This is a genomic window from Nitrospira sp. T9, assembly GCF_052156535.1.
GTDB lineage: Bacteria > Nitrospirota > Nitrospiria > Nitrospirales > UBA8639 > Nitrospira_E.
In genome coordinates, this window is record NZ_JBQKUP010000032.1 from 292,688 (window position 1) to 316,201 (window position 23,514).

The following is a 23,514-nucleotide window of genomic DNA, read 5'->3' on the forward strand; positions in this document are numbered from 1 at the left end:
ACGGACTTTTTTGAACCGACCCGGAGCCTTTGATGAGTAATCTAATCCTGGGCAAATTTGCCCTTGAACATCCTTATTATTCAACACTCCCTTTCGGGAACTCATCTGTCACTAACTTCTGATGGATTTCCGCTGATGACTGGCGGGGATGAGGGAGAGGGGATAGGAAAAGTGGGCGTATGGAAATGATGGAGAGACAAAAGGATGGCGTATCCAGGATCAAAGTCGAGCATGATGATGGGAGAGGTTTTTCGTGACACAGCCCATAACTTTTCTTCCGATCTTTCTGTTGTAGTTGGCGCCTAAAGCTTTTCTCCCCCCAACAAGAACACGTCACTCTTTACCTTGCTGAGACGGTCGCATAAATAAAAGAAGGTACATGCACCCATGCTTTCGAGAAACCATGGGTCTCTGAGGAAAACGAAGGAATTCCGCGAACGCTATTGGCTTCCTCGGGACAGAGATTCCTTTCGCTGGTTCAGGAGGATCGTGCAGTGATGGCCTTGCCCACGCATCTCGTGTCGGTCTACGTCCGACCGGGGAAATCTAAAATATACACATACTCTTGCACCCGGTCTTCAATCATACATACTTGTTGAGGGCATGCCTTAAGAAAGTCAGGTAACCCACCGAAACATGAACTGTTCCCGGTGCTTAAGCTTCATAACCGATGATGGTTTGCGTACGCAATGGGAGGTGTCGTGGTCGGGGCACCTGTTTGAAAGGTCGATTATGAATTTAATTGAGGGAATAACCTGAAATTATGAGTTCTTCATTTTTGTTATGTGGATTAGCCTTGGGGTTAGTGGTCGCAGCGATCACTGATGTTCGGGAGGGGCGGATTCCCAATTGGCTGACGGGGTCCTTGGCAGTCTTTGGAATTGGAGTGAATAGCCTGGCGTATGGTTGGGAAGGATTCCTGTTCGGTCTTGGAGGTCTGATCATGGGGTTGGTCTGCTTGATATTTTTTTATCTCAAAGGGGGGATGGGTGCCGGAGACGTGAAATTGCTTGGAGCCATTGGAACAATCCTGGGTCCGGGCCAGGTGGTCTTTGCGTTTGCATTTGCAGCCATGTTGGGTGGACTGTATAGCCTAGCCCTATTGTCCAACCAGGGTGGCATGCGTCATGCCTGGGATCGGATGTTTCTCCTTCTGTCAACGCTGAAGGTGACCAGGACCATTCCGATTTCTGATGCCCCAATTCCCACCGAACCTAAGTTGCGGTATGCCCTGGTGTTAGGGTTGGGAACCGTAATCGCCAAAACGTTGTTTTATTATGATGTGTTGTAACTCGTGTTCGCTGAGGTCTACGAGTGGGAAATGAGCAATCGGAGAAGATTCTTCTCGTTGTCTATTAAGAATGGCATTTGTCATCCGATATGCAGAGGTAGACAAGTTGAAACCTCAGGTTTGATAGGCATGAATAAAAATTTCGGTCTGGATTCGGTGAAGAAGGGGGAGGAAGTCTCATGGGACAAAAACGGCCACTCGTATTTTTAGGAATTGCGATGATTATTGCCCTGGTGACGACGGTCATGGTGTATCGGTGGCTACAAGGGCAACGAATGATCGAAGTCGATGCCCCTGAAGTGGTGATGGAGGGTGTGAGTGTCGCAGTGGCCAGTGCCGATATCCCCTGGGGGACGCCACTCGGTGCAAAAGCCGTTCGAGTGATGATGTACCCTGAAGAGGGCGTCCCCGTGGGTCACTTTAAGGACACGGCTTCCTTAAATGGTCGAGTTGTACTGACGAACCTGAAAAAGAATGAGCCCATATTAGAATCGAAATTGGCTCCAATCGATCTTAAAACGGGGGGCGTGTCGGCCGTGATGGATCCCAATAAACGCGCGATGGCCGTAAAAGTCAACGAAGTCGTCGGGCTTCCGGGTTTTGTGCAGCCAGGCGATCGGGTCGATGTCATGGCGACGTTTGATGATCCGAGGGGGAAGAAGAAAGAGGGTGGTGGTAGCCGAGAGGAAGTCACGAAAGTGGTTCTTGAGAATACCCTGGTGTTGGCGATCGATACGCAAATGGAGAGAGCCAACGGAGAGGAAAAGCCCACTCCCGTGAAAGTCATAACGTTGGAAGTGTCGTTGGAAGAAGCTGAGAAGTTGGCCATGGCCGAAAATGGTGGAAAGTTACGTTTGGCCCTGCGGAGTCCCCTCAATCCCGAGGTGAAGAAAACGAAGGGGGCGGACTTTAAGGATTTGATGAGTTCACACCAACTCATTCCTCCGAGGCCCAAAACGGTTCGCAAGCGTCAAAATCAGGTTGAGGTGATCAAAGGGACGGATCGAAAAACGATGAAATTTTAAGGAGGCGTCGATGGTGACGCGATGATCGGCATGAAAGGTAACGTTATGAATCAGACTCATGGTTTTCCATTCAGGAGCATGTTGATGGCTCTGAGCATGGTCCTTGTGGGCTACACAGGAGCCTTTGGAGAAGGTCTCACAACCCAGGCGGTCCACCTCAATGAGCCTCAAAGCCTCCGATTAACGGTCGGAGAATCAAAAATTGTGGAACGGGAGACGGCGTTTAAACGCGCGTCGGTCGCTAATCCTAAAGTGGCGGACCAAATTGTGCTCTCCACCAAGCAAATTTATTTGACCGGGCTTGAGGTTGGGACGACCACCTTGACTCTATGGGGGCAAGATGGGCAGGTATCCAATGTTTTCCAGGTTCGGGTCTCTCCCGATGTTACTCGCTTGAAGGAGCAGCTTCATACGATGATGCCGGAAGAATCTGGCATTGAAGTGATGAATAGTCACGAGCACATTACTCTGGCGGGCAATGTGACCAATATGGAGTCCTTGGCGAAAGCCCTCACTCTGGCCGAGCCCTATGCTCCGGATAAAATTATTAACCTGATTCAGGTGGGTGGCGTGCAACAAGTGATGATGGAAGTGAAAGTCGCTGAAATGCAGCGTGGGCTGATGAAGCGTCTCGGGGTGAATTTTAAACGGGCTCAAAAAAATCATCGTGATTTTTCCATCGGACTCATTAATGATTTGTCAACGGTTGATGCCTTCGAACCGTTTGCGCATGCCCAATCCTCACAAACGACGACTCTGGAGTTTCCGAGCGTGAGAACGCTGGCCTCGAATCTGATTTTAGGATTCGGGATTGGTGATGATTTATGGACCCTCTTCTTAGACCTGCTGAAGGAACATTCTCTCTCGAAAACCTTAGCCGAACCGACCTTGATTGCCGAGAGCGGGCAAGCCGCGGAATTTCTGGTTGGGGGAGAATATCCGATTCCAATTCCGCAGCAACTCGGTCAGGTGACGGTGAAATTTAAAGAATACGGTGTCGGATTGAAATTCACTCCGACGGTGCTTTCGGAGGGCCGCATCTCTGTGATTGTGAACCCGGAAGTATCCGAATTAGATTTTGCCAACGGCATTGTCATTCAAGGATTTCAAATACCCGCTCTGACGACCCGACGGGTAAAGACCGTGGTGGAATTGGGTGATGGACAAAGTTTTGCCATTGCGGGGCTTCTCCAGGAAAATATCAAGGAAACGGTATCAAAATACCCGTTCCTCGGGGATGTTCCGATTTTGGGAGCGTTATTCCGGAGCACTGCATTCCAAAAAAATGAGACCGAACTGATTGTGATTGTGACCCCTCATTTGGTGAAACCTCTGGATATGGTGAAGCAGACCCTGCCCACAGATCATTATTTGGAACCCAATGATTTTGAGTTGATGCTCATGGGCTATATGGAAGGGGCGTTTCCTGAGTCAAATGTCGCCAGGCCAAGGGAAGCCTACACGCTTAGGTCACCGAGGGTGGCAGGAAGAATGCCGTACCGTAAAGGTGGGATGGAAGGGATGTTCGGGCATCTGGCCCCATAGGAAATTTGATGAAAAAGGAGCATAGCATGCAACGCCAATCAATTGTGACAATGGCCGGTTTGGTCGGCCTGATTCTGGTGGGGATGGGTGGTTGTGGAGTGTGGCCAGTCATGACGGAGGAGAATGGTCGGCGTCCTCAAGCGATGGGGAAAAGTGATCAGGTCTTCTTGCCATGGGCACCTCAACCCGTCCATCTGAGTGAGGAGTATGGTCTGTCCTATCGACAGGCACTCGAGAATCAAATCGCGAATCCCGCAGCCGCCAACAATCTCGGCCCCATAGCCGGAGAGGCCGATTCACAGGCTCTGCAACAGAGTCTGGCCCGGTATCAGTTGATGTTTCAAAGTCCGCCGTATTCCCCGTTCAAGCTGAAGGGTGGCTCCGGCGGTGGTTCATCAAGTGGTGGTTCATCAGGCGGCAATGCGTCCATTGGGGTCGCTTCGGAGGGATATTAACATGAAGGATAAAACTTGGAAGCCAAAACGTGTAGGCGCAGATTCCTCAGGTGCCTCATCCGATATGCCGGTCATTGAGCTTTCCATTCGGTCAACTGACTGTAAGTCAACACTGGAGAGCTTCATTCGGGAGATTGACGGTGTTCGGCTCAAAGACGGTCAGGATCCCGGAGTTCCTGCACTCACGATTATGGAACTAGAAGAGAAGCCTGAAGACACGTTCTCCCTGATTCGAGAGATGTTGAAATTGAATAAAGGGATGGAGATATTCCTTACCGCTGCACGGTTGGAGTCAAATATTTTATTGGAAGCCATGCGGGCCGGCGCCAAAGAGTTTTTGGCCCAGCCGCTCCAAAAGCAAGAAGTGAGCGATGCGATTACGCGATTTTTGGAGCGAGCCACGGTTCCGGTTCGTCAGGGTGACGGACAACGCGCGGCGGGAAAGGTCCTGGCATTTTTTGGGGGAAAAGGTGGAGTGGGAACGACCAGTATCGCGGTCAATTTGGCCGCCGCTATCAAAAAAGGGCCGAACAACCCGTCCGTCGCACTGGTGGATGTCAATCAGCATGGGGGAGATCTTCCCTTATATCTCGATCTTCAACCGAACCATAGCTTCCGGGATATTTCGACCGATTTGTCCCGACTAGACCAGGCCTTTCTCATTCGTGTCCTGACCAAAACGGAATTGGGCATTCAAGTGCTCCCTTCGGGATATGACGATCTCAGCACAGGCCGATTAAGTCCGGATTGTGTGGAAGCGACCCTTCGACTGCTTCAATCCAGTTTCGACTATGTCATCCTCGATTGTGGACATGTATTGGATTTGACGACAAAAAAGGCACTGGAGCTTGCGACGTTAATCTTGGTGACCTCCACGTTGATGGTCCCCGTGGTTCATCGAACGAAGCGTATTTTAGAATTGTTGCGTGGATCCGGATTTCCTGCTGAAAAAATCCGGTTAGTAATGAATCGATTCTTATCGGCGGAACAGGATGTATTGAAAGAGACGGAAGAAATTCTAAAACAAAAAGCCTTTTGGCTACTCCCCAACGATTATCCTTCAGCAAGTCAAGCCGTGAATAGTGGAAAGGCGTTGATCGATGTGGCTCCCCGGTCGGCCGTGGCTCAATCCTATCGGGATCTGGCCAGTTCATTTGGGGGGCAGCCAGCCAAATCGGCAAGCAAGGGATCGTTAGCCGGGTGGTTGAATCCCTTTAAAAGCCGGAGTGTCCAATCATCCCCGTCAGGGGCATAATATTATTCATTTCATGTTGTTGAGGTAAGCCGGTTTATGTATGAGACAAAATGGGATGAAGTGGGTGCGGCAGCGGGCTTGGGGGCATTAAACCTGGGTCCATTGAAAGAACGGCTTCATCGTCAGGTGATTGATACCCTCGACCTGGCCGTGGTCGCGAAGTTGGATAACGATCTGCTCAAGGTTGAGCTGACTAAGCTTGTCCAGGAAATGTTGGAGAAGGAATCCATCCCTCTCAGTATGAAAGAGCGGGAAAGTCTGATTGCCGACATTGAGCATGAAGTCATGGGTTTAGGTCCACTTGAACCCTTGGTGCAGGATCAAACCGTCAACGATATTCTGGTTAACCGGGCCGACCAAATTTACGTGGAGCGGGCCGGAAAACTGGAATTGACTGATGTGAAGTTTCGTGATGAAGCCCATCTCCGAAAAATTATCGAAAAAATTGTGTCGGCCGTCGGGCGACGAATTGATGAATCGTCCCCCATGGTGGATGCTCGTTTGCTGGACGGGTCTCGCGTGAATGCCATTATTCCGCCATTGGCTCTGAATGGATCTTCCATTTCAATTCGAAAGTTTTCCAAGGATAAGTTGCAGATTTCGGATTTGGTGAACAAACGTTCGCTTACTCCCGAGATTGCAGAGCTCCTTCGCGGGATTGTCGAAGCTAGGCTAAATATCCTGATCTCGGGAGGAACGGGCTGCGGAAAAACGACCATTCTGAATATTCTGTCAGGATTTATTCCCTCCGACGAACGCATTGTAACGATTGAGGATTCTGCGGAGTTGCAATTGCGTCAAGAGCATGTGGTCCGGCTCGAAACCCGCCCTCCCAACGTGGAGGGGCGGGGAGAAGTGAGTCAGCGGGAATTAGTCAAAAATTGTTTGCGCATGCGACCGGATCGAATTGTGATGGGTGAGGTGCGAAGTGGGGAATGTCTCGACATGCTTCAAGCCATGAATACGGGGCATGATGGATCGCTGACTACGATTCATGCCAATACCCCACGCGACTGCCTGACGCGGGTGGAGACCTTGGTGGCCATGGCCGGGTTGAATCTGGCTACGAAGGCGCTTCGCCATTATATCAGTTCTGCCATCGACGTCATTCTCCAAATGACTCGCTTGTCGGATGGATCACGGAAAATGACCAGTTTGTCGGAAATTGTGGGTATGGAAGGCGAAACCATTACTCTTCAGGAAATATTCCTGTTTCAACAAACCGGACTGGATGAAGAGCGAAAGGTGCATGGCCAATTTAGAGCAACCGGAGTGCGGCCGAAATTTGTCGAGCGGTTTAAAGCATTAGGAATTACTTGTGATCCAAGTATCTTCGACCCCGAGAAAATTTATGAAGTGTAATAACCATTTTTTAAATTGTTTCACTTTCACGATGGCCTTTGCTGTGGTGGTTTGTTTTGTTGATTCGTCATCTAGTTGGGAGGGCGTGTCATGACCGTGGCCATTAGTATTGGAATATTTCTGTCCATTATTTTGTTTGTGGAGGGAGCCTATTACTGCTACCACCAGTATATGAATCCCCACAATAAGAATCTCAAGCGGCGCTTGCGTGGTGGATCAGGAAGACCGGGAGATCTTCAAAAAACCCAAGAAGCACCCGGAATCCTTCGAAATCGGAAAATGAGCGACATTCCATGGATCCAAAATTTGTTGGGTTCTATGACCAACTTGGGGGGACTGGAAAAATTGCTCCAACAGGCCAATAGTCAAATGCCTGTTGCCGTGTTTTTCCTTTTATCCGGAGTGCTTGGAGGAGCAGGGTTACTGGTTGCCACTTTTCAAGACTATGGGATATTTGCTGCCATGGGTCTCAGTCTTATAGGCATGAGTCTTCCATTGCTTCAGATGAAACGGAAGCGGAAGCGTCGTTTTAAAGAATTTGAACGCCAATTGCCCGAAGCATTGGATTTGATGGCTCGGGCTCTTCGGGCAGGCCATGCTTTTTCCGTGGGTATGAAGATGATCGGTGATGAGTTTCCGGATCCGATCGGTCCTGAGTTTAGTCGGACCGTTGAGGAAATTTCGTTTGGAATCGATGTCCCTCAAGCGATGAACAATTTAAATGGTCGGGTGATCAGTACCGATTTAAAGTTCTTTGTCACAGCCTTAGTCGTCCAACGAGAAACAGGAGGAAATTTAGCAGAAATCATTGAGGCGATATCTCGACTTATTCGGCAACGATTTGAGTTGCTGGGGCGAGTCAAAGCGCTTTCGGCCGAAGGCCGGATGTCGGGGATTATTTTATTCTGCATGCCCATTGTTATGAGCTTTCTGTTGTGGTTCCTGAATGAAGCTTACATGCGTATTTTGATTGAGGATGAGATTGGTCGAATGATGGCTCTAGCTTCAGGTCTGTTAATGCTCGTGGGAGCCTATGTGATGAAAAATATGTGTGATATTAAAGTCTAGAGGGATGGCATGATGGATCCATTATTCTTGATCAGTCTTTTGGTATTTTTGGGGGTTCTCGTTGTCGGCTGGGGTGTGTGGAGTTATATGCAGTCTCAGGAAAGGGTCAAGGACTGGAGTATACGGGCGAAGGGCCAGTCCCTTTCGCAGAATTCCTCGCAAAAAAATGACAAGAAAACGAGTTTGAAAGATCAAGGGATGAATCTTCTCGAGCGATTGGGTCAGGTCAATAAGCCCAAGGATCAAGCCGTTTCCACTCGTTTGCGTGCTTCATTGGCAACGGCAGGCTATCGAAATCCACGAGCGATTGTGGTGTTTTTGGGAACCCGGATTTTTTTGGCCATTCTGCTAGGCCTGATCTTTCTTGTTTTGGGTTCCGAGGTCATGCAGGGAAAAGATCCCATGTTTTTCCCCATTGTGCTGATTGGTGTCATGATGGTGGGATTTTACGGTCCCCAACTGTGGTTGAGCAGTGCCATCACCAAACGAAAAGAACGCTTGGTGAATGGGTTTCCTGATGCATTGGATTTGATGGTGGTGTGCGTGGAAGCGGGGTTAGGGCTGGATCAAGCCATTTCCCGGGTGGGACAGGAAGTCAAGCAAGGCCATCCCGATCTTGGCGATGAATTTATCTTGTTAAACTTGGAGCTCCGTGCCGGCTTAAGCCGTGAACAAGGACTCCGGAATTTGGTCAACCGGACAAATCTCGAGGATATTCGTAGTTTAGTCGCCCTGCTGATTCAGACGGATCGATTTGGTACGAGTATTGGGCAGGCGCTTCGAGTTCACTCCGATTCCATGCGGTTAAAACGAAGGCTTAAAGCTGAAGAACGAGGGGCACAGCTTCCCGTAAAACTAATGATTCCTCTTATATTGTTCATTTTCCCGGCATTGATGGTGGTGATTATTGGTCCCGGTGCTATCAGCCTGATGCGAAATTTAATGCCGGCTATGGGAGGGTGAACACCCAAGAGAGCCTCGAACAAGAGATTCGATAAACATTCAAGAACGTAGAGGAAGACAAAACATGGGAGTTCCATTCCACGAAACACCAGAACAGGAAAGTTCAACAGCGAATATGACCGTTGGGTCGATTGCGTTACAGGCGGTAAATAAAACCTTTCAGATGAGGTACACAATGAAGAAGGCGAGCCTCCTCGTATCTGTGTTCATATTAATGAATTTGGGTGCCGTTGGGTGTGCCCAAAAAGAAAAATCCATGTTCACTCTCCAGGATGAACATTACCAGCAGATCCTGGAACGACAAAAGGCGGGGATCAATCCGGAATCTCAAGCGCCTGTGGATCTTACTCAGGTCATGAACAGCGACGAGTTTGAAAAACTGGGAGATGCCCATCTACAACAAGGCGATTTCCAGACGGCAAAAATTCAGTATGAAAAAGTGTTAGAGGCTTCACCCGAACAGATTCCTGCACGGTACAAGTTGGCGGTGATTTATTTGGAAAAAGGATCCCCTCAGAATGCCTATGACCAATTTCACCAAATCCTGGATTATGATTTGAATTTTGCTCCAGCCTATGAGGGGATGGGTCGGGCCTTGCTGAAGATGGAGAAGGATCAGGAGGCGGAAAAGGAATTCCAGGCGGCCTTAATGTATGACGCTGAAATGTGGACCTCCGAAAATTACCTTGGTATTGTGGCCGATCGGCGTCATGATCATAAAGAGGCGATCCACCTGTATGAAGTCGCCCTGCAAAAAAGGGTAGATGATCCTTCGATTTTGAACAATTTAGGTATGGCGTATTACCTCGATACCCAATATGAAGAGGCGGTCAGAACTTTTCAGCGTGCGATTCAGGTTGGTGGATCCAACGATAAAATTTCAAACAATCTCGGATTAGCTCTCACCAAACTTGGGCATTTCGATCTGGCATACGAAGCCTATGCACGAGGAATGGATTCGGCCAAGGCCTATAATAACTTGGGTGTGGCATTTTTGGAAGTTGGGAAGTTTGCGCGAGCTTCCCGTTGTTTTGAGAAAGCCCTTGAAACCCAACCGACCTTTTATGAAAAAGCCAAAGAGAATTTAATGCTCAGCAATCGAATGCTGGCGAAACTTCCTATGGTTCAGCAGCAAGTATTAATCCGACGGGACCCCGTGTGTGTCGGGGCAATTTGACCGATCTCATTGATGGAATCGTCCCGGCAGTGTCTTCTGCCTAGAATTGATTGCTAGGCTTGAGTCATGCTTGACTGGGGTGATCGGGGGAGCATCTGTTGTGTAAGAAATGGACCGCTTATGACAATTAGTTGAAATGATCCTTACGAGGATCCTCTTCGAATCACCTCCAGGTGGAGTTCGCTCCTATCAGGATGAAAAATCCGCTGGTCCTTCTATCCTTTCAACTCTTCGTGTTGAAACTCTATGACTTCAATAGTTCCTGTTCTGTAGGCTTGGGCGTGTGGCTTGACGGGTAAGCCTTCTGGTTTCCGGGCATGTGCCTTTTCCTGGTTTACGATTGATCGGGGGGGAAGGTGGAACACGATTATGTGTCCAAAACACGTGGTTGGATATTTGCTTTTTCTTAATTTCCCGGTCATCTATGCCTTTTTTTTTCTCTTCCGGAGTCATGAAGGACATCCAACTTAGGTGTGGCTGTGAACTCCAAGGGGAGTAGAGTGGCGTTTAGGTTGTTGCCAGACTCGACCATGAACGACGAACAGTATAAGGCTTCACTGGATGTGGCCGAACTCAACCTAAAAGATATCCGGGGCTACACTGAGGCAAAAATATCGGGAGACGCATCCTTCAAAGAGTACATTAAAAGCAGGTTTGTTGATTGTTTAAAGCCGTTCCAGCGTAAATTCTCCGGATCAAAGGATCAGGACGATAAACATGTGATCTCTCGTTAGGGAATAATGAGGAATCTTTCGTCTAAGTCGATTCTGCCAGTCTTAAGTTGAGATACATGCCTTCGTCTTTGTTCTTTCTTTGTGACTGGTTGATATTGAATATGAGGGTTGGGCAATCCGTCTTTTAGAATGTGACTTGAGTCGGATGATCTACTCAATACCATGAGGGTCTTGAGAAGATCAGTGGATTGTTTCACGCTAGTTTCGAGAAAACATGGATTCAAGAGTTTTTGCGAGGTCGAAGATTTTATAGGGTTTGATCAAGATTCCCTGGAATCCATGGTCTTGAAAATGGGACATAATGGGATCGTCTGAATAGCCGCTAGTGACAATAGCTTTAATGTGAGGGTCTAAATTTCTCAGATGCTGAATGGCTTTAACGCCACCCATCGCGCCCGGGATGGTCAGATCAAGGATGACCACTTCAAATTTCATTCCATCCGACAGTGCCTTGGAAAACAGCTCAATAGCCGTTTGCCCATCCGGGACGCTGACGACATCATAGCCGAACTGCGTCAGGGCATCCTCAACCATACGGCGAATGCTGTGTTCGTCATCCATAACCAGGATCCGTCCTCTGCATTTTCTGGGAATGGCTGAAATGTGCTGTGCCTCACCTTCCGGGGTGACATATGTGGATGGGATATACACGGTAACGGTCGTGCCGACTCCGACTTGTGATGTCACGCTGATATGTCCATGGTGCTGCTGGATGATGCTATGGGCGGTGGCTAACCCCAACCCGGATGCGCCCGGTTTGGTGGTGTAATACGGATCAAAAATATTTGGCAGTTGGCGGGCCTCAATCCCGTTTCCCTGATCTTCAAAAGACACTTGCACATAGTTTCCAGGGATGAGTGACGATGAAGGAAGGGCCGAGGGATCTTGCAGTCCGACGTTTTTTATTTTGACGCTTAAGTGACCACCGTGAGGCATGGCCTGTCTGGCATTGAGGGTAATGTTTTGAAAAACCTGCCGAATTTGACCGGGGTCCGCATCAAGAGGCCAAAGGTCGTCGGGGATGTCGAAATGACAACTGATTGATGACCCTGATAGCGCAAAAATCGTACTTTTTCGAAGCAGATCTCCTAACGCGATGGATGTCTTTATCGGCGCTCCGCCCTTGGCAAAGGTCAGGAGTTGTTGCGTCAATTCTTTGGCGCGCAAGCACGCCTGCTCGGCTTGCTCGAGGTTTTGCGTGAGAGGGTCATTGGACACCATTCGCAATTTAGCCACGAACACGTTTCCCAATATCGTCGTCAGGATATTATTGAAATCGTGAGCCAGTCCTCCCGCCAAGACCCCCAGAGAATTGAGTTTGCTGATCCGTTGTTGTTCTTCCTGGTGACGGGATTGGTCGGTAATATCTCGGAAGACTATTACCGTACCTAGGAGGTGACCGCTATGATCGCGGATTGGTCCCTCTCTCAGGGTAATCTTCCGTTGCCGGCCATGTTTGGTCAGTAATTGATGAGGGGCATCCAGCTCAGAGAGGACAAGGGTTCTGGAAGAAAACTGCAAAGACGGCTCCTCAACAATTTTTTGGCTATCACCGGTCAGACGGAAAATTTCCTGGAATGGTCGATGCAAGGCTTCCTGGGTTGTCCATTCGGTGATCTGCTCCGCCAAAGGGTTTAAGAAAGAAATGCGTCCTTCTCGATCAGTTGTGACGATGCCTTCCGCGACTGATTGAAGCGTGGTGACCAGATGATCCTTTTCAGCAATGAGGGCATGTTCGAGGCGTTTCCGGTCTGAAATATCTCGAAGGATAAAGCCGTAATGGGTGTCCATGCCGACTTTCCAACTTGTGGATGAAATTTCCAAGGGAAATGATTCGCCGCTTTTCCGTAGGCCGGTGAGTTCCAAGGGCTGCTGAAGAGGAAAGGTCGAAGATCGACCATAACTGATATCTCCCAGTTCTTTTCGGTACATGTCCCGATAGCCTTCTTCCAATAAGGTCACAATCGAGTGTCCTAGGACCTCGTCGGGCTGATAACCGAAAATTGACTCGGCTGCAGGATTCCAAGAGACAATGGTTCCGTGTAAATCGGCAGAAATGATCCCTTCATGGGCGGAGTCTACCAACGAGGAAAATTGAGAATGGAGTTCGGTCATGGTCTGGCTGACCCGCACATGATGCGTGATATCCAGGCCATATCCCCGCACGAGACTTTTTTCCTGGAGAGGCGAAAAGGTCCAATCGAAGTGGTGGTGCTCAACAATGACCGTGAGACCTCTGATAGGGGTTGTGGTTTTGAGGCATCCCAGGGCGAGCTGTGTCAGTGTGGCTGGAAGCACCATTGGGACACCGTCTTCCCGAAACCCATAGGTGTCGAGAAGGCGGATCATGGCAGGGTTGGCATAGGCCAGATGTCCCTGGGCGTCCACTTCCACGATGGGATTCGGGCTTTCTTCTGGCATCGACGCAAGGTGTTGATGCGCTTCGTGTTGCCGGAGTTCCTGGCTGAGATCACGAAAAATAATCAGCGCACCTGAGTGGCGTGGATTCGTTAGTGGAGTGGATTGGAATTCCACCCAACGGGTTTCCCCACTCGGCCGTCGAATCAGGAGTTGAGGCCTCCATATGGATTTTCCCGTGGTGATCGCTCTCGTGATCGGGCAATGTTCTTCTTGTGTGACAAGATCAATATGGAGACATTCCGCGTGTGCATGAAAGGATTGCCCGAGGCATGAACTTTCAGTTCGATGAAGAATCCTAGCGCCTTCCAGGTTGAGGGAAAGAATCTGGCCTTGGGTATTCACGTGGCAGATGCCAATATTGATGGAGTCCATCAGGGTATGCACAAAGGCTTGGGATGAACGTAATGCCGTCTCTAGTCCCGGGATGTCCATTTGTTTGAGTTCTTGAAAAAAATGTTGCCGATCCACTCAGCGATTCCTTCCTATCATAGTGACGACATCGTGTGAACGATACCTCGTCTTACCATAATGCTTCAAGGATTTTAAACATATCCCATCCTTCCCGAATAGGATCCAAGGCTTTTACAATCGATCGATGAGGTGTTGTTGGGCTTTGTGCCGCCAGATCAATGATTTCCTGTTCAGGATAAGGGTGGTCCAAGGAGTCCTTGAGTAATTTAATGGTAGGGGTCATTCGGCTATGACTAGAAACCCACACCACAACCGCCTGTTCGCCGGTATTCAGCCGAACCAGGGAACCAATTGGATACACCCCTAAGAGTTGAATTAATCGTTGGACGAGATACAGCTGGTATTGCCCTCCGACAGCAGCCTGATACAGCTCGGATAAAGCCCGGGCAGGGGGCACGGGCGGACAGCTGCAACGTCCACTAATTTGCGCGTCATACGTATCGGCAATGCTCAGTATTTGGGTGAGTTCCGAAATCTGAAGGCCTCGTAATCCCCTGGGGTAACCGGATCCGTCAAGCCGCTCATGGTGTTCCAAGACCATCCGTTTCGACTCGTCAGGAATATCGGGAAATTGCTTAAGAATGGCCACGCCCATTTCACAATGCGCCTGCATAAGTTTCTGCTCTTGCGGTGTGAATCGTTCCACCTTACGGATCATATTTAACGGGAGACGAAGTTGTCCGATGTCGTGGAGAAGAGCGGCAAGCCCAACGAGTTTTAATTGTGTGGGATCGCAGCCGTGTTCTTGTCCGATGGCCATGGCTAACATTCCCGTATCGACCCCATGAGAGGCCAGGTTAGGATCGAAGCGACGCATTTGAATTAGCGATACCATGGCGGCCTGGTGGTCTAAAATTCCATCAAGCAGGATGCTGACCACACTTCGGACTTCCTGGATGTGTTGTGGAGTGGGCGTCTCCATTTGACGGAAAAATACCTCCATTGTGGAGATAGCTTCTGCGCGAAGGAGACGCGCGGCCTCAATATCTTCCGGATTGGGCCCTGACCCCACCCTGGGGGATGTTAACGAGGTTGAGGGAGAAAGGTCTTGGTCTTCTGACGTATGCTGAATGTTACTCATCTCGGCAAGATCGCATCCCTTTTCCGTGTCGATTTGGACTTCCTTAATTCCATAATTGCGCAATAGGGCAATCTCATCCTCTCGTTTGATCGTCCATTTGTGACGGAGAAATGGGGTTTTAAACCATGATCGGTCCATGCCCGTGATATACATCCCAGGCCGCAGGTCATGAATAGAAATACGTTTATTCATGGTGCAGGGTTGGGCAAAAGGGGATAAAAAACGCACCAGATGAGATGTGAGATGTACAGATGGGTACCAATCAACCGGAGACTGGATAGAATCGCGCCAATGGTAACGATATTCCGGTAAAAGGGCAAGAGAGGGCGAAGGCGAGCCATCTCCTGCGGGCTTGCATGAAACCATTGATTGCTTCAAGATCGAAGCGACCGGCAATTTAGGAGGAAAACAGGAGAAGGATTAGGAGGAGCGTTTGAGAATCCGATCAATGCGGCCGGCAATCTCCGTCGCTTCCTCCTGGTGATCACCAGCCAGTAGGAGGGCATGATAGGTTTGCAAGGTGGGGAGTAATTGCGGGGCAGAAAGTCCCCAGGATTTTTCACGAATGGCTAAGGCTCGTTTGAGAAGTGGGCGGGCCATCACCAATTGGTTTTTCCGCTGATATAACGAGGCGAGGGCAGCTAAAGGATCGGCCATCCGAAGATGTTCAGAACCCAAAGATTGAGCCAACAAGGGCAAGGCTTCCCAGTAATAGGCTTCGGCCTGAATCTCTTGTCCTTCCAACCGGGCGACTTCTCCCAGCTGATAAATCACCAGGGCATATCGTTCATCGGTCGGCCCCTGTTTTCGAACCGATGGTAACAGACGATGAAGCAGGTCTTTGGCTTCTTGCAATTGTCCACTGGAGAGAGCCGCATGGATCTGTTCCCATTGCCGATCCCATTCGGACGATGTCGGGCATCCGGTGAGCAGGCAGATGAGACCTGCAAGCAGCCACCTTATAATCAATGTTCGGTTTGCGATGTGGTTCATACGTGTCGGACGCGCCTTCACATCTAACTGAAGGGCCAAGTGAGTGAAGGAAATCTCCCGTTAGAATTGAGCAACCTGGGGAAATCCTGTGACATTCTGGACATTTTCTGTCACTCTTTGTAGGGTACCCTGGTGCAGGGCCCGTGACGGAGATGAAGATGCTTGACCAGGTATTGCGATATTGCCAGCATGACGTGTGGAAGGAGGATGTCAATTCGTTAACTGGTTTTCGACAGTTCGGGGTCAAAGCTCTGCGTCTGGTATTGGTGGCGGTCGCCGAATTTCAGGAAAGTGTCCTAAGTATTCGAGCCACCAGTTTGGTCTATACCACTCTCCTCTCCCTGGTTCCGTTTTTAGCGGTGACCTTTTCGGTCCTCAAAGCCTTCGGCATACATCAAAAGATCCAACCGATTCTGGCGCAAGCATTGGATCCGCTCGGGCCGAAGGGAATTGAGATTACCACGAATATCATCCAGTTTGTCGACAACATGCAAGTTGGGGTCTTGGGAGCGGTGGGCATTGCGGGCCTGTTCTATACGACATATTCCCTGATTGAAAAAATTGAAGAGGCTCTGAACTCGATTTGGCGGGTTGATGCAGGTCGCCCGTTGGCCAGAAGGGTCACCGATTATTTAAGTGTCGTACTCGTGGGCCCTGTGTTTGTCTTTACGGCCTTCGGACTCACTGCCTCGGCGCAAAGTCATTGGCTTGTCCAAAAAATTCTTGAAGTCCAGCCGCTTGGCCATCTAATAGTCGTGCTCACCAATCTGCTGCCCTTCATTTTTATGTGCCTGGTGTTTACATTTCTCTACAAGTTTCTGCCCTATACAAAGGTCAATTTTAACTCAGCGCTGATCGGAGGAGTGACGGCAGGACTGCTCTGGCAAGTGGCCGGATTGGCGTTTGCATCATTCGTCGTCGGGACAGGACGGTATAGCGCCATATACTCAGGCTTTGCCGTGCTTATTCTCTTTCTCATTTGGCTCTATGTCGGATGGCTCATTGTGCTGGCAGGAGCTCAAGTCGCCTATTATCATCAGCACCCATCCGCATACCTCTTACATTTAAGTCGAAAAAATCAGACTCCACTCTTTCGAGAATACCTCACCCTGTCATTGCTCACCCATATTACCCGCCGGTTTTTATCGGGGAAGCCGCCTCTCAGGGCAGAGCAGTTAGCCCGCGCACAAGGGGTTCCCCTTACGCTGGTGGAATCGCTCATCGATGATCTGGTAAAAGGCCAGATGGTCGTGAAAGGCGATAAGCCCAAAGGATTGGTCTTGGCGCAGGCACCAGAGAATATTCCGGTAGTCGAGGTGTTACGGGTGGTTCAGCATCAATCTCATGACGGGCCCCAGGCATTTACCGTGGGTTCAGATTCCATTAGTCGGGTCCTTAAACGGAGGGATGCGGCGGTGAAAGCCGCATTGGAAGGCACGACGTTGCGTGATTTGGTACGACGTCAACCTGAAGTCATTGAAGAAGAGAACGGAATGGATCAGGCCCAGGGTCACGATCCCGGTGGGGCAGTTCACTCCGAGTCGAAGGGTGAGGCATTGGGTCCTCCAGGCTTTCTCCAAGAAACCACACATGCCGATCCTCCTGTTGTCAGGAAAGGGAGGGCAAGATAATAAACGTGCGCTGATAAGGGTAAGAAGATGACTATGTGGATTGTCCCGGGTGCCCCTCTCAATGATGGTCAAGGCTGGCGCATTTGGTGCTCGCAAAAAGGGGAAGGCAGTTTTGCTCCACCCGCTATTGAAGTGCGACAAGGTGGTACCATGGTCCCCGTTCATACTGAATGGAAGCTGTTGCCGCCATTATCAGGGTTAAAACGACGGATGGGGATAATGTCTGTGCGGTTACAAAGCTCCCCGCCACCTCAAGGTGCAACCTTTGAGATCCAGGTGGGGACGAACCATGACGCCGACGTTCAAACGTTTTTCTGGTCGACCCTTCCTCAGAACGTGACTGACAAAGGCGTCACGTTTCTCTTTTCCTCCTGTTTTTGGCAGAACAACGACCGGGATGGATATTACCGCGCAGGCATGAGGGAGTTGAAAATATTATGTCAGCCGCATTTTAAAATGCTGATTGGGGACCAGGTCTATCTCGACTGGCCTCTTTATTGGGATATTGCTGATAAGGAGGCGATTCAGCTGTTTGGAAAACGATATCGGCAATATTGGGAAGACGAACATTACCGGGAAGTCCTTCAGCTCAACCCAAATTTTATCACGTGTGATGATCACGAATATTGGAACGATTATCCTGAAAAGCAAAAACATTTAATTCAGGCATGGACTGATTCACACTGCAAGACCTATGGTCCTGTTGCTGATCAACTCTATTATCAATATCAGCAATGCCTGAATCCTGATGAAGCCCGCTGGTATTCTTTTGTGATCGATCCCGTTTCTTTTTTTATTACCGATACCCGGTCCACTCGGGAGGAGTGCCGCGACAAAGGAGCCGGACATTTCATTTTGGACGATCAATGGAAAGCACTAGAAGACTGGCAACAAGGATTGCAGGGGCCTGGCGTGCTGGTATTGGGTCAACCTCTTTTTCAAAAAGACGGGAATTACAAAGATCATTCTTTATCCAATTTCAAGGAAGATTATGCCCGTCTCTGGCGCGTGATTGAGCGGAGTTTGGGCGGAAAGAACACGCAGGGAGTGCCACACGACATTTTGATCCTTTCGGGGGATATTCACACCGGCCGATATGCTGAAGCACATGGTCCTTTCCCCGATGCGCCGTATGGCGTGCCGGAATTCATCGCTTCTCCCGCCGCGATGATTAGTCCGGGTAATACTCGACCGGAGGCACCCCCTCAACGGATTCGGGTCAAGCCGAATGCCCAGGGCGGTGAATCTGTCTGGAACATTAATCCACAGAAAAATGTCGAGATCATGACCATTCAGAACAATGTCGGTATCGTGCGGATGTTTCCCGGCAGCCAGGTTGGAGGAACGCCTCGCGTGCGATTCGAGCTGGAATTGTGGCGGTTGCCGGCTAAGCGTATTGAATTGGATTGGGATGAAGACCCTCCTCCTCAAGGAGTAGGAGGTCCATTAGAGTGTGTCTTTAAGAAGGAGTTGCGGCTTCGTTAGCGATACGGAAGATTTTCACAGAACCAGGTTATCCATTCAGATCCTTCTTGGAGTGATGTGAAGAAAGGAATTCATCATGCGCCATTCTCAAACCTCAACCAGAAATCCGGCCATCAAAGACTGGACCAGCAAATATGGCAAACGCACCAACCTGCAATTTTTCAATGATGCGTTTGCCGCCTTGCAAAAACAGGACATCGGCAATCGTGGATTGATGACCGTGGGATTGATCGGCAGCCGGGACCTTCCCGGACATACGTTGCGAACGGCTCAGTCCATGTTGCGTTGGGATCTCCGCCCGAGTTTCTGGTCGCATGTGTTTGTGGTGGCCGAACCCGTGACCTCTCGTACGTCATTGCGGGCTCTGCCGATTCTTGAAGTTCCTCTGCATCCACGCAACGGGATGTTCCCAAGGCCGGAATGTAATGGCATTAATGAAGGCACATTAGGGCTTTATGAGGACAAAGACATCGATGCGAATGTCGGACTTGTGGCTGTCAGTATGACGGATGAGGAGGCCAAAAAGCTTAAAAAATGCGCGAGGGACTGGAATCAGGATCGTGTCCGTTACAACTTTTGGGAGATGTTGGGAGTGTGGCAAAGCTATCTCTGGTCGCAAGGGGCCAAGCGCAATCCGTTGCGGGAGGGTATGCCCATCGCCGCCTCGTCGTATATTGAATTCATCTTTGAAGGCGTGGGTTTGGGTGTGACTCCGGGTACCTCCGAGCGCAACAGCGCCCCGGAGCACCTCTGGAATGCGGCCTGCTGGTGGCACAAGGCGTTCAAGGAACAAGACCGGCAAGTGGCCGGGATGTTTGTGGCTCGTGACCGCGGGTGTGCCATGGCCAGCTGCGACGAATAGGTGCGATTTGCATGGGGACGTAACAGTGTTGGCCATGGCAGGTATTCGGTCATCCCAGTAGTAGTAAGGGGGTATCCATCTAAAAAGAATAAGAATGGAGTCCCGATGAACGATGCTGGGAATGACACCGTGTTTTCTGGTATCTCGAAGCGAAAACCTTTTCCTCTTTGTGCCGCCGAGTCCCAAGTTTTTTTCTTCCTCCCCAATCGTAGGCGGTCCTAAAATAAATACCCGTATTCTTGGGCCTTTGCCATCACTTCCAAAAGAAACTTCCGCAATGTTCGTGGCATAAAAACATGATGTTTGCCACATGTCCTTCTTTGGAATGTATTTGAACGATTGAGAAATGCCGGGTTTCGGCCCGGCAGCCGAATCACTTTTGTTTCGGCAAAAGTGACCAAAACCAGTGACGCCCCACCCGTCCTCATGAGATTGATCGGACGCTAAGAAGAGGAAGGCGGGCCAACTCGCAGGGCTCAGACAAGGCCCGCCAAGACAAAGAGCGTCCGATCAGGGGGACGGGCGGCAGGCGTCGGGCAAAGGAAGGGCGAGAGACTTCAAGGGATTCGATGTTGCATGGCAGGCGCTTCTGGCATGATTCAGAAACAAGAATGCTTTGGAATTATTTGAAGTAACTGAAATATTCCTGTTCCATTCCTTCTGCACAGACTTTACTTTTTTCGTGGCTCTGTCCATCATAAGTGATCGCAGAATCGTTGGACTCTCTGGCTCAACTGAAGAAGCAGAAGATAAATGTGAGAGGCCCTCAGCGTTAGATAACCAAACCGAGTTCACTCTCGATGCCAACAAAAACGAATCCCACCCTTTCTGGAAATCAGCCACGAATCTTCCTGTCCTATGCCAGGAATGATGGCGAAGACTTCGCACGCGATCTCCGTCAAAAACTCACCGACCACCCATTCTCCCTTTGGCAGGACCGCACCCAAATGGAAGGGGGCAAAGACTGGTGGGATCAAATCCTGGAAGCCCTCAAGAAAGTGGAATATATGGTGCTGGTCATGACTGAAGCCGCATTGGCCTCACCGATGGTCAGAAAAGAATGGCGACAGGCTCGTCAGGAAGGGGTTGGTGTCATTCCCGTCTTCGGCCAACCCGACCTGGATCTGTCTCAACTTCCTCGCTGGATGCGGGATGTGCATTGGGTCAATACCGACGTTCCTGAACAATGGACCCGCTTCATCCGCACATTGGAAAGTCCTCATCAGGGTACCAGGGTGCCGTTCATGGCCGATGACCTGCCCGCCGACTATGTGCCGCGGCTCCAAGAATTCGAGGAGCTGGCGGGGAATCTGCTGGACCCGCAGCAGGAAGACCCGATCGCCATCACCGCCGCCCTGAAAGGCGCTGGAGGTTATGGAAAGACCACCCTGGCCAAAGCTCTTTGTCATGATGAACGGATACAAGATGCCTTCCACGATGGCATCTTGTGGGTCACGCTGGGGGAACAACCGAATATTATGGCCGGACTGACGAAACTCTATGCAGCCTTAACTGAGGAACGTCCCAACTTTGTAGACGAAGAAGATGCGTCGGCCAGGCTGGCGGAAGTCCTGGCAGACAAGGATTGCTTGATGGTCATTGATGATGTCTGGAATGGAGCCCATCTGCGGCCGTTCCTGCGTGGAGGCAAACGGTGTGCGCGGATCATTACTACCAGAGACAGCGGCACACTTCCTGAAACCGCCAGACTGCGGGTGCCGGTGGATGCCATGCAACAGAAAGAAGCCTTGGAACTTTTGTCCTACGATCTGCCAAAAAGCGAAACGGTAGACCTGAGAGCTTTAGCCGCACGATTAGGCGAATGGCCGTTCCTGTTGAAGTTAGCCAATGGCGTCTTGCGGGAGCGCGTTAACACTATGGGACAGTCGTTAGAAGATGCGCTGGCCTATGTGCAAAAAGCCTTGACGAAGCGTGGCCTCACCGCCTTCGATGCCAGAAATCCGGTCGAACGCTATCAGGCCGTGGCCATTACACTGGGGGCCTCTTTCGAACATCTGAAAGAAGACGAATTAGCCCGCTATCAGGAACTGGCCATCTTTCCTGAAGATGAAGAAGTGCCATTGTCCGTCGTAACCAAGTTGTGGGCAGCCACTGGAGGCCTTGACGACTTTGATTCGGAAGAGCTCTGCACCAGGTTGAACCAATTGTCGCTGCTTTTACGCTACGATCCCACCACGCAACGCATTCAACTGCATGACGTGGTGCGGACCTACCTGGAAGAGCGCGTCGCTTCGCAATTGCCGACGCTCCATGGGCGATTTCTGGATGCCTATAACCTTCAAATTGAACCCGTGAAAGCCGCGAAAGATCCATATCTTTGCCGATTTCTGGCCTATCATCTGGTAAAAGCCGAGCGGTGGGACGAGTTGAAGAAGCTCCTCCTGAATGTGGACTGGCTCTATGCCAAGTTGGAAACGTTGGACGTCCCGGCTCTGCTCTCCGATTTTGAGTGGTTGGACCGGGAAAAATCTCTCAGTCTGGTTCAAGGAGCCATCAGTCTTTCAGCGCATATTGTGGGGAAATTCCGGTCACAATTGATCGGGCAACTCATGGGCCGTCTACAAACCGGGAAGCCGCCAGAAATTCAATGCCTTCTGGAACAGGCCAGACGCTGGAGGAAACATCCGTGGCTCCGACCCCTTCAAGGCAGTCTCATTGCTCCGGGAGGGCCCCTCATTCGGACCTTAAGCGGCCATAGTGATTCGGTGAACGCCGTGACGGTGACGCCGGATGGGACGCGGGCGATCTCGGCGGGGGATGATGCGACGTGCAAAGTCTGGGACCTGGGGACGGGCGAAGAAGTCTTTACCTTAAGCGGCCATAGTGGTTGGGTGGACGCCGTGACGGTGACGCCGGATGGGACGCGGGCGATCTCGGCGGGGGGCGATGCGACGTGCAAAGTCTGGGACCTGGGGACGGGCGAAGAAGTCTTTACCTTAAGCGGCCATAGTGGTCGGGTGAACGCCGTGACGGTAACGCCGGATGGGACGCGGGCGATCTCGGCGGGGGGCGATGCGACGTGCAAAGTCTGGGACCTGGGGACGGGTGAAGAAGTCTTTACCTTAAGCGGCCATAGTCCTTCGGTGAGGGCCGTGACGGTAACGCCGGATGGGACGCGGGCGATCTCGGCGGGGGATGGTGCGACGTGCAAAGTCTGGGACCTGGGGACGGGGCAGGAAATCGCCACCTTTACTGGAGAAAGCCCAATTTCTTGTTGTGCCGTTTCTCCCGATGGCCGAACGATCGTGATTGGGGAGCATGCGGGCCGGGTGCATATTCTCCGTCTGGAAGGCATTGATTGACTATGTCTTCCTGCCGGCATCGAAGGATCTGGTCAATCCGTTTATCTTTTAATCTGGAAACAGGTTCTTCGCTAATCGCTTAGAATGACAAATAGGTTGTGGAGTGACTAAGCAATATCGTGGTAACTCCATTGTTTAATAATGACGTTCCATATTTTTCAGAGATTGCGGTCTTGTCCTTCGTTGAAAAATCAACTAGGCTTCGTTTTCTTTCCTCCCCTTTGTAAGGGGAGGATCAAGGTGGGGTAGAATGGCCAGATGGCTTATGAACTGTGATAGGGCAATGTATAAGTGTTAACTGTGACTCGGGAGTATTTCTACCTCCCCTTTAATTCCTCTTCGGAATTAAACCTCCTTACAAAGGAGGGGGAC

The 23,514-nt window shown here is 50.4% G+C and carries 17 protein-coding genes; 14 read left to right on the forward strand and 3 right to left on the reverse strand.

From position 1 onward, the window contains the following. Nucleotides 1–763 precede the first annotated feature (763 nt). The 10 genes from ACTRXD_RS08150 (at nt 764) to ACTRXD_RS08195 (ending at nt 10,875) form a co-directional block, all read left to right on the forward strand. Entirely contained in the window at nt 764–1,291 is a 528-nt protein-coding gene (locus tag ACTRXD_RS08150) for an A24 family peptidase (RefSeq protein ID WP_442431330.1), read from the forward strand. A 179-nt stretch (nt 1,292–1,470) separates the two neighbouring features. Then, on the forward strand, nt 1,471–2,316 hold the full coding sequence (cpaB, locus tag ACTRXD_RS08155; RefSeq protein WP_442431331.1) for a Flp pilus assembly protein CpaB: 846 nt from the start codon (nt 1,471–1,473) through the stop codon (nt 2,314–2,316). Between the two features lie 84 nt (nt 2,317–2,400). Then, nucleotides 2,401–3,861 (forward strand): type II and III secretion system protein family protein, encoded by a 1,461-nt coding sequence (locus ACTRXD_RS08160; protein WP_442431332.1) that lies wholly within the window; start codon nt 2,401–2,403, stop codon nt 3,859–3,861. A 26-nt stretch (nt 3,862–3,887) separates the two neighbouring features. Continuing rightward, nucleotides 3,888–4,316: a hypothetical protein gene (locus ACTRXD_RS08165; RefSeq protein WP_442431333.1), complete on the forward strand. Its 429-nt coding sequence runs from the start codon at nt 3,888–3,890 to the stop codon at nt 4,314–4,316. Nucleotide 4,317: 1 nt separating this feature from the next. Continuing rightward, complete coding sequence (locus ACTRXD_RS08170) at nt 4,318–5,571, forward strand: AAA family ATPase (protein WP_442431334.1); 1,254 nt, start codon at nt 4,318–4,320, stop codon at nt 5,569–5,571. Between the two features lie 36 nt (nt 5,572–5,607). Continuing rightward, nucleotides 5,608–6,933, forward strand: coding sequence for a CpaF family protein (locus ACTRXD_RS08175; protein ID WP_442431335.1), 1,326 nt, complete (start codon nt 5,608–5,610; stop codon nt 6,931–6,933). Nucleotides 6,934–7,023: 90 nt separating this feature from the next. Beyond that, entirely contained in the window at nt 7,024–8,001 is a 978-nt protein-coding gene (locus tag ACTRXD_RS08180) for a type II secretion system F family protein (RefSeq protein WP_442431336.1), read from the forward strand. A 9-nt stretch (nt 8,002–8,010) separates the two neighbouring features. Then, the gene (locus ACTRXD_RS08185) at nt 8,011–8,964 is read left to right on the forward strand and encodes a type II secretion system F family protein (RefSeq protein WP_442431337.1); all 954 of its coding nucleotides are present in this window, start codon (nt 8,011–8,013) and stop codon (nt 8,962–8,964) included. 64 nt (nt 8,965–9,028) lie between these two features. Beyond that, nucleotides 9,029–10,141, forward strand: coding sequence for a tetratricopeptide repeat protein (locus ACTRXD_RS08190; protein ID WP_442431338.1), 1,113 nt, complete (start codon nt 9,029–9,031; stop codon nt 10,139–10,141). A gap of 530 nt (nt 10,142–10,671) precedes the next feature. Beyond that, on the forward strand, nt 10,672–10,875 hold the full coding sequence (locus ACTRXD_RS08195; RefSeq protein WP_442431339.1) for a hypothetical protein: 204 nt from the start codon (nt 10,672–10,674) through the stop codon (nt 10,873–10,875). Nucleotides 10,876–11,073: 198 nt separating this feature from the next. Here ACTRXD_RS08195 and ACTRXD_RS08200 read toward each other — a convergent pair whose 3' ends face one another. The 3 genes from ACTRXD_RS08200 to ACTRXD_RS08210 are packed head-to-tail and all read right to left on the reverse strand — an operon-like array spanning nt 11,074 to nt 15,841. After that, entirely contained in the window at nt 11,074–13,764 is a 2,691-nt protein-coding gene (locus ACTRXD_RS08200; protein ID WP_442431340.1) for a PAS domain S-box protein, read from the reverse strand. A gap of 52 nt (nt 13,765–13,816) precedes the next feature. Next, nucleotides 13,817–15,214: an HD-GYP domain-containing protein gene (locus tag ACTRXD_RS08205; protein WP_442431341.1), complete on the reverse strand. Its 1,398-nt coding sequence runs from the start codon at nt 15,212–15,214 to the stop codon at nt 13,817–13,819. Between the two features lie 54 nt (nt 15,215–15,268). Beyond that, complete coding sequence (locus tag ACTRXD_RS08210; RefSeq protein WP_442431342.1) at nt 15,269–15,841, reverse strand: tetratricopeptide repeat protein; 573 nt, start codon at nt 15,839–15,841, stop codon at nt 15,269–15,271. Between the two features lie 158 nt (nt 15,842–15,999). On the opposite strand from ACTRXD_RS08210, the gene ACTRXD_RS08215 reads away from it, so the two are divergent. From ACTRXD_RS08215 to ACTRXD_RS08230, 4 genes are all read left to right on the forward strand, one after another. Beyond that, the gene (locus ACTRXD_RS08215) at nt 16,000–17,472 is read left to right on the forward strand and encodes a YhjD/YihY/BrkB family envelope integrity protein (RefSeq protein WP_442431343.1); all 1,473 of its coding nucleotides are present in this window, start codon (nt 16,000–16,002) and stop codon (nt 17,470–17,472) included. A 27-nt stretch (nt 17,473–17,499) separates the two neighbouring features. Next, entirely contained in the window at nt 17,500–18,957 is a 1,458-nt protein-coding gene (locus ACTRXD_RS08220) for an alkaline phosphatase D family protein (protein WP_442431344.1), read from the forward strand. A gap of 76 nt (nt 18,958–19,033) precedes the next feature. Continuing rightward, nucleotides 19,034–19,819, forward strand: coding sequence for a hypothetical protein (locus ACTRXD_RS08225; RefSeq protein WP_442431345.1), 786 nt, complete (start codon nt 19,034–19,036; stop codon nt 19,817–19,819). A gap of 800 nt (nt 19,820–20,619) precedes the next feature. Then, complete coding sequence (locus tag ACTRXD_RS08230) at nt 20,620–23,142, forward strand: TIR domain-containing protein (RefSeq protein ID WP_442431346.1); 2,523 nt, start codon at nt 20,620–20,622, stop codon at nt 23,140–23,142. Nucleotides 23,143–23,514: the final 372 nt, after the last annotated feature.

Excerpts from the sequence above, each read along its gene's own strand:
- ACTRXD_RS08150 (WP_442431330.1), top strand. The coding sequence starts at position 764 with ATGAGTTCTTCATTTTTGTTATGTGGATTAGCCTTGGGGTTAGTGGTC.
- cpaB (WP_442431331.1), top strand. The coding sequence starts at position 1,471 with ATGGGACAAAAACGGCCACTCGTATTTTTAGGAATTGCGATGATTATT.
- ACTRXD_RS08160 (WP_442431332.1), top strand. The coding sequence starts at position 2,401 with ATGGCTCTGAGCATGGTCCTTGTGGGCTACACAGGAGCCTTTGGAGAA.
- ACTRXD_RS08165 (WP_442431333.1), top strand. The coding sequence starts at position 3,888 with ATGCAACGCCAATCAATTGTGACAATGGCCGGTTTGGTCGGCCTGATT.
- ACTRXD_RS08170 (WP_442431334.1), top strand. The coding sequence starts at position 4,318 with ATGAAGGATAAAACTTGGAAGCCAAAACGTGTAGGCGCAGATTCCTCA.
- ACTRXD_RS08175 (WP_442431335.1), top strand. The coding sequence starts at position 5,608 with ATGTATGAGACAAAATGGGATGAAGTGGGTGCGGCAGCGGGCTTGGGG.
- ACTRXD_RS08180 (WP_442431336.1), top strand. The coding sequence starts at position 7,024 with ATGACCGTGGCCATTAGTATTGGAATATTTCTGTCCATTATTTTGTTT.
- ACTRXD_RS08185 (WP_442431337.1), top strand. The coding sequence starts at position 8,011 with ATGATGGATCCATTATTCTTGATCAGTCTTTTGGTATTTTTGGGGGTT.
- ACTRXD_RS08190 (WP_442431338.1), top strand. The coding sequence starts at position 9,029 with ATGGGAGTTCCATTCCACGAAACACCAGAACAGGAAAGTTCAACAGCG.
- ACTRXD_RS08195 (WP_442431339.1), top strand. The coding sequence starts at position 10,672 with ATGAACGACGAACAGTATAAGGCTTCACTGGATGTGGCCGAACTCAAC.
- ACTRXD_RS08205 (WP_442431341.1), bottom strand. The coding sequence starts at position 15,214 with ATGGTTTCATGCAAGCCCGCAGGAGATGGCTCGCCTTCGCCCTCTCTT.
- ACTRXD_RS08210 (WP_442431342.1), bottom strand. The coding sequence starts at position 15,841 with ATGAACCACATCGCAAACCGAACATTGATTATAAGGTGGCTGCTTGCA.
- ACTRXD_RS08215 (WP_442431343.1), top strand. The coding sequence starts at position 16,000 with ATGCTTGACCAGGTATTGCGATATTGCCAGCATGACGTGTGGAAGGAG.
- ACTRXD_RS08220 (WP_442431344.1), top strand. The coding sequence starts at position 17,500 with ATGACTATGTGGATTGTCCCGGGTGCCCCTCTCAATGATGGTCAAGGC.
- ACTRXD_RS08225 (WP_442431345.1), top strand. The coding sequence starts at position 19,034 with ATGCGCCATTCTCAAACCTCAACCAGAAATCCGGCCATCAAAGACTGG.
- ACTRXD_RS08230 (WP_442431346.1), top strand. The coding sequence starts at position 20,620 with ATGCCAACAAAAACGAATCCCACCCTTTCTGGAAATCAGCCACGAATC.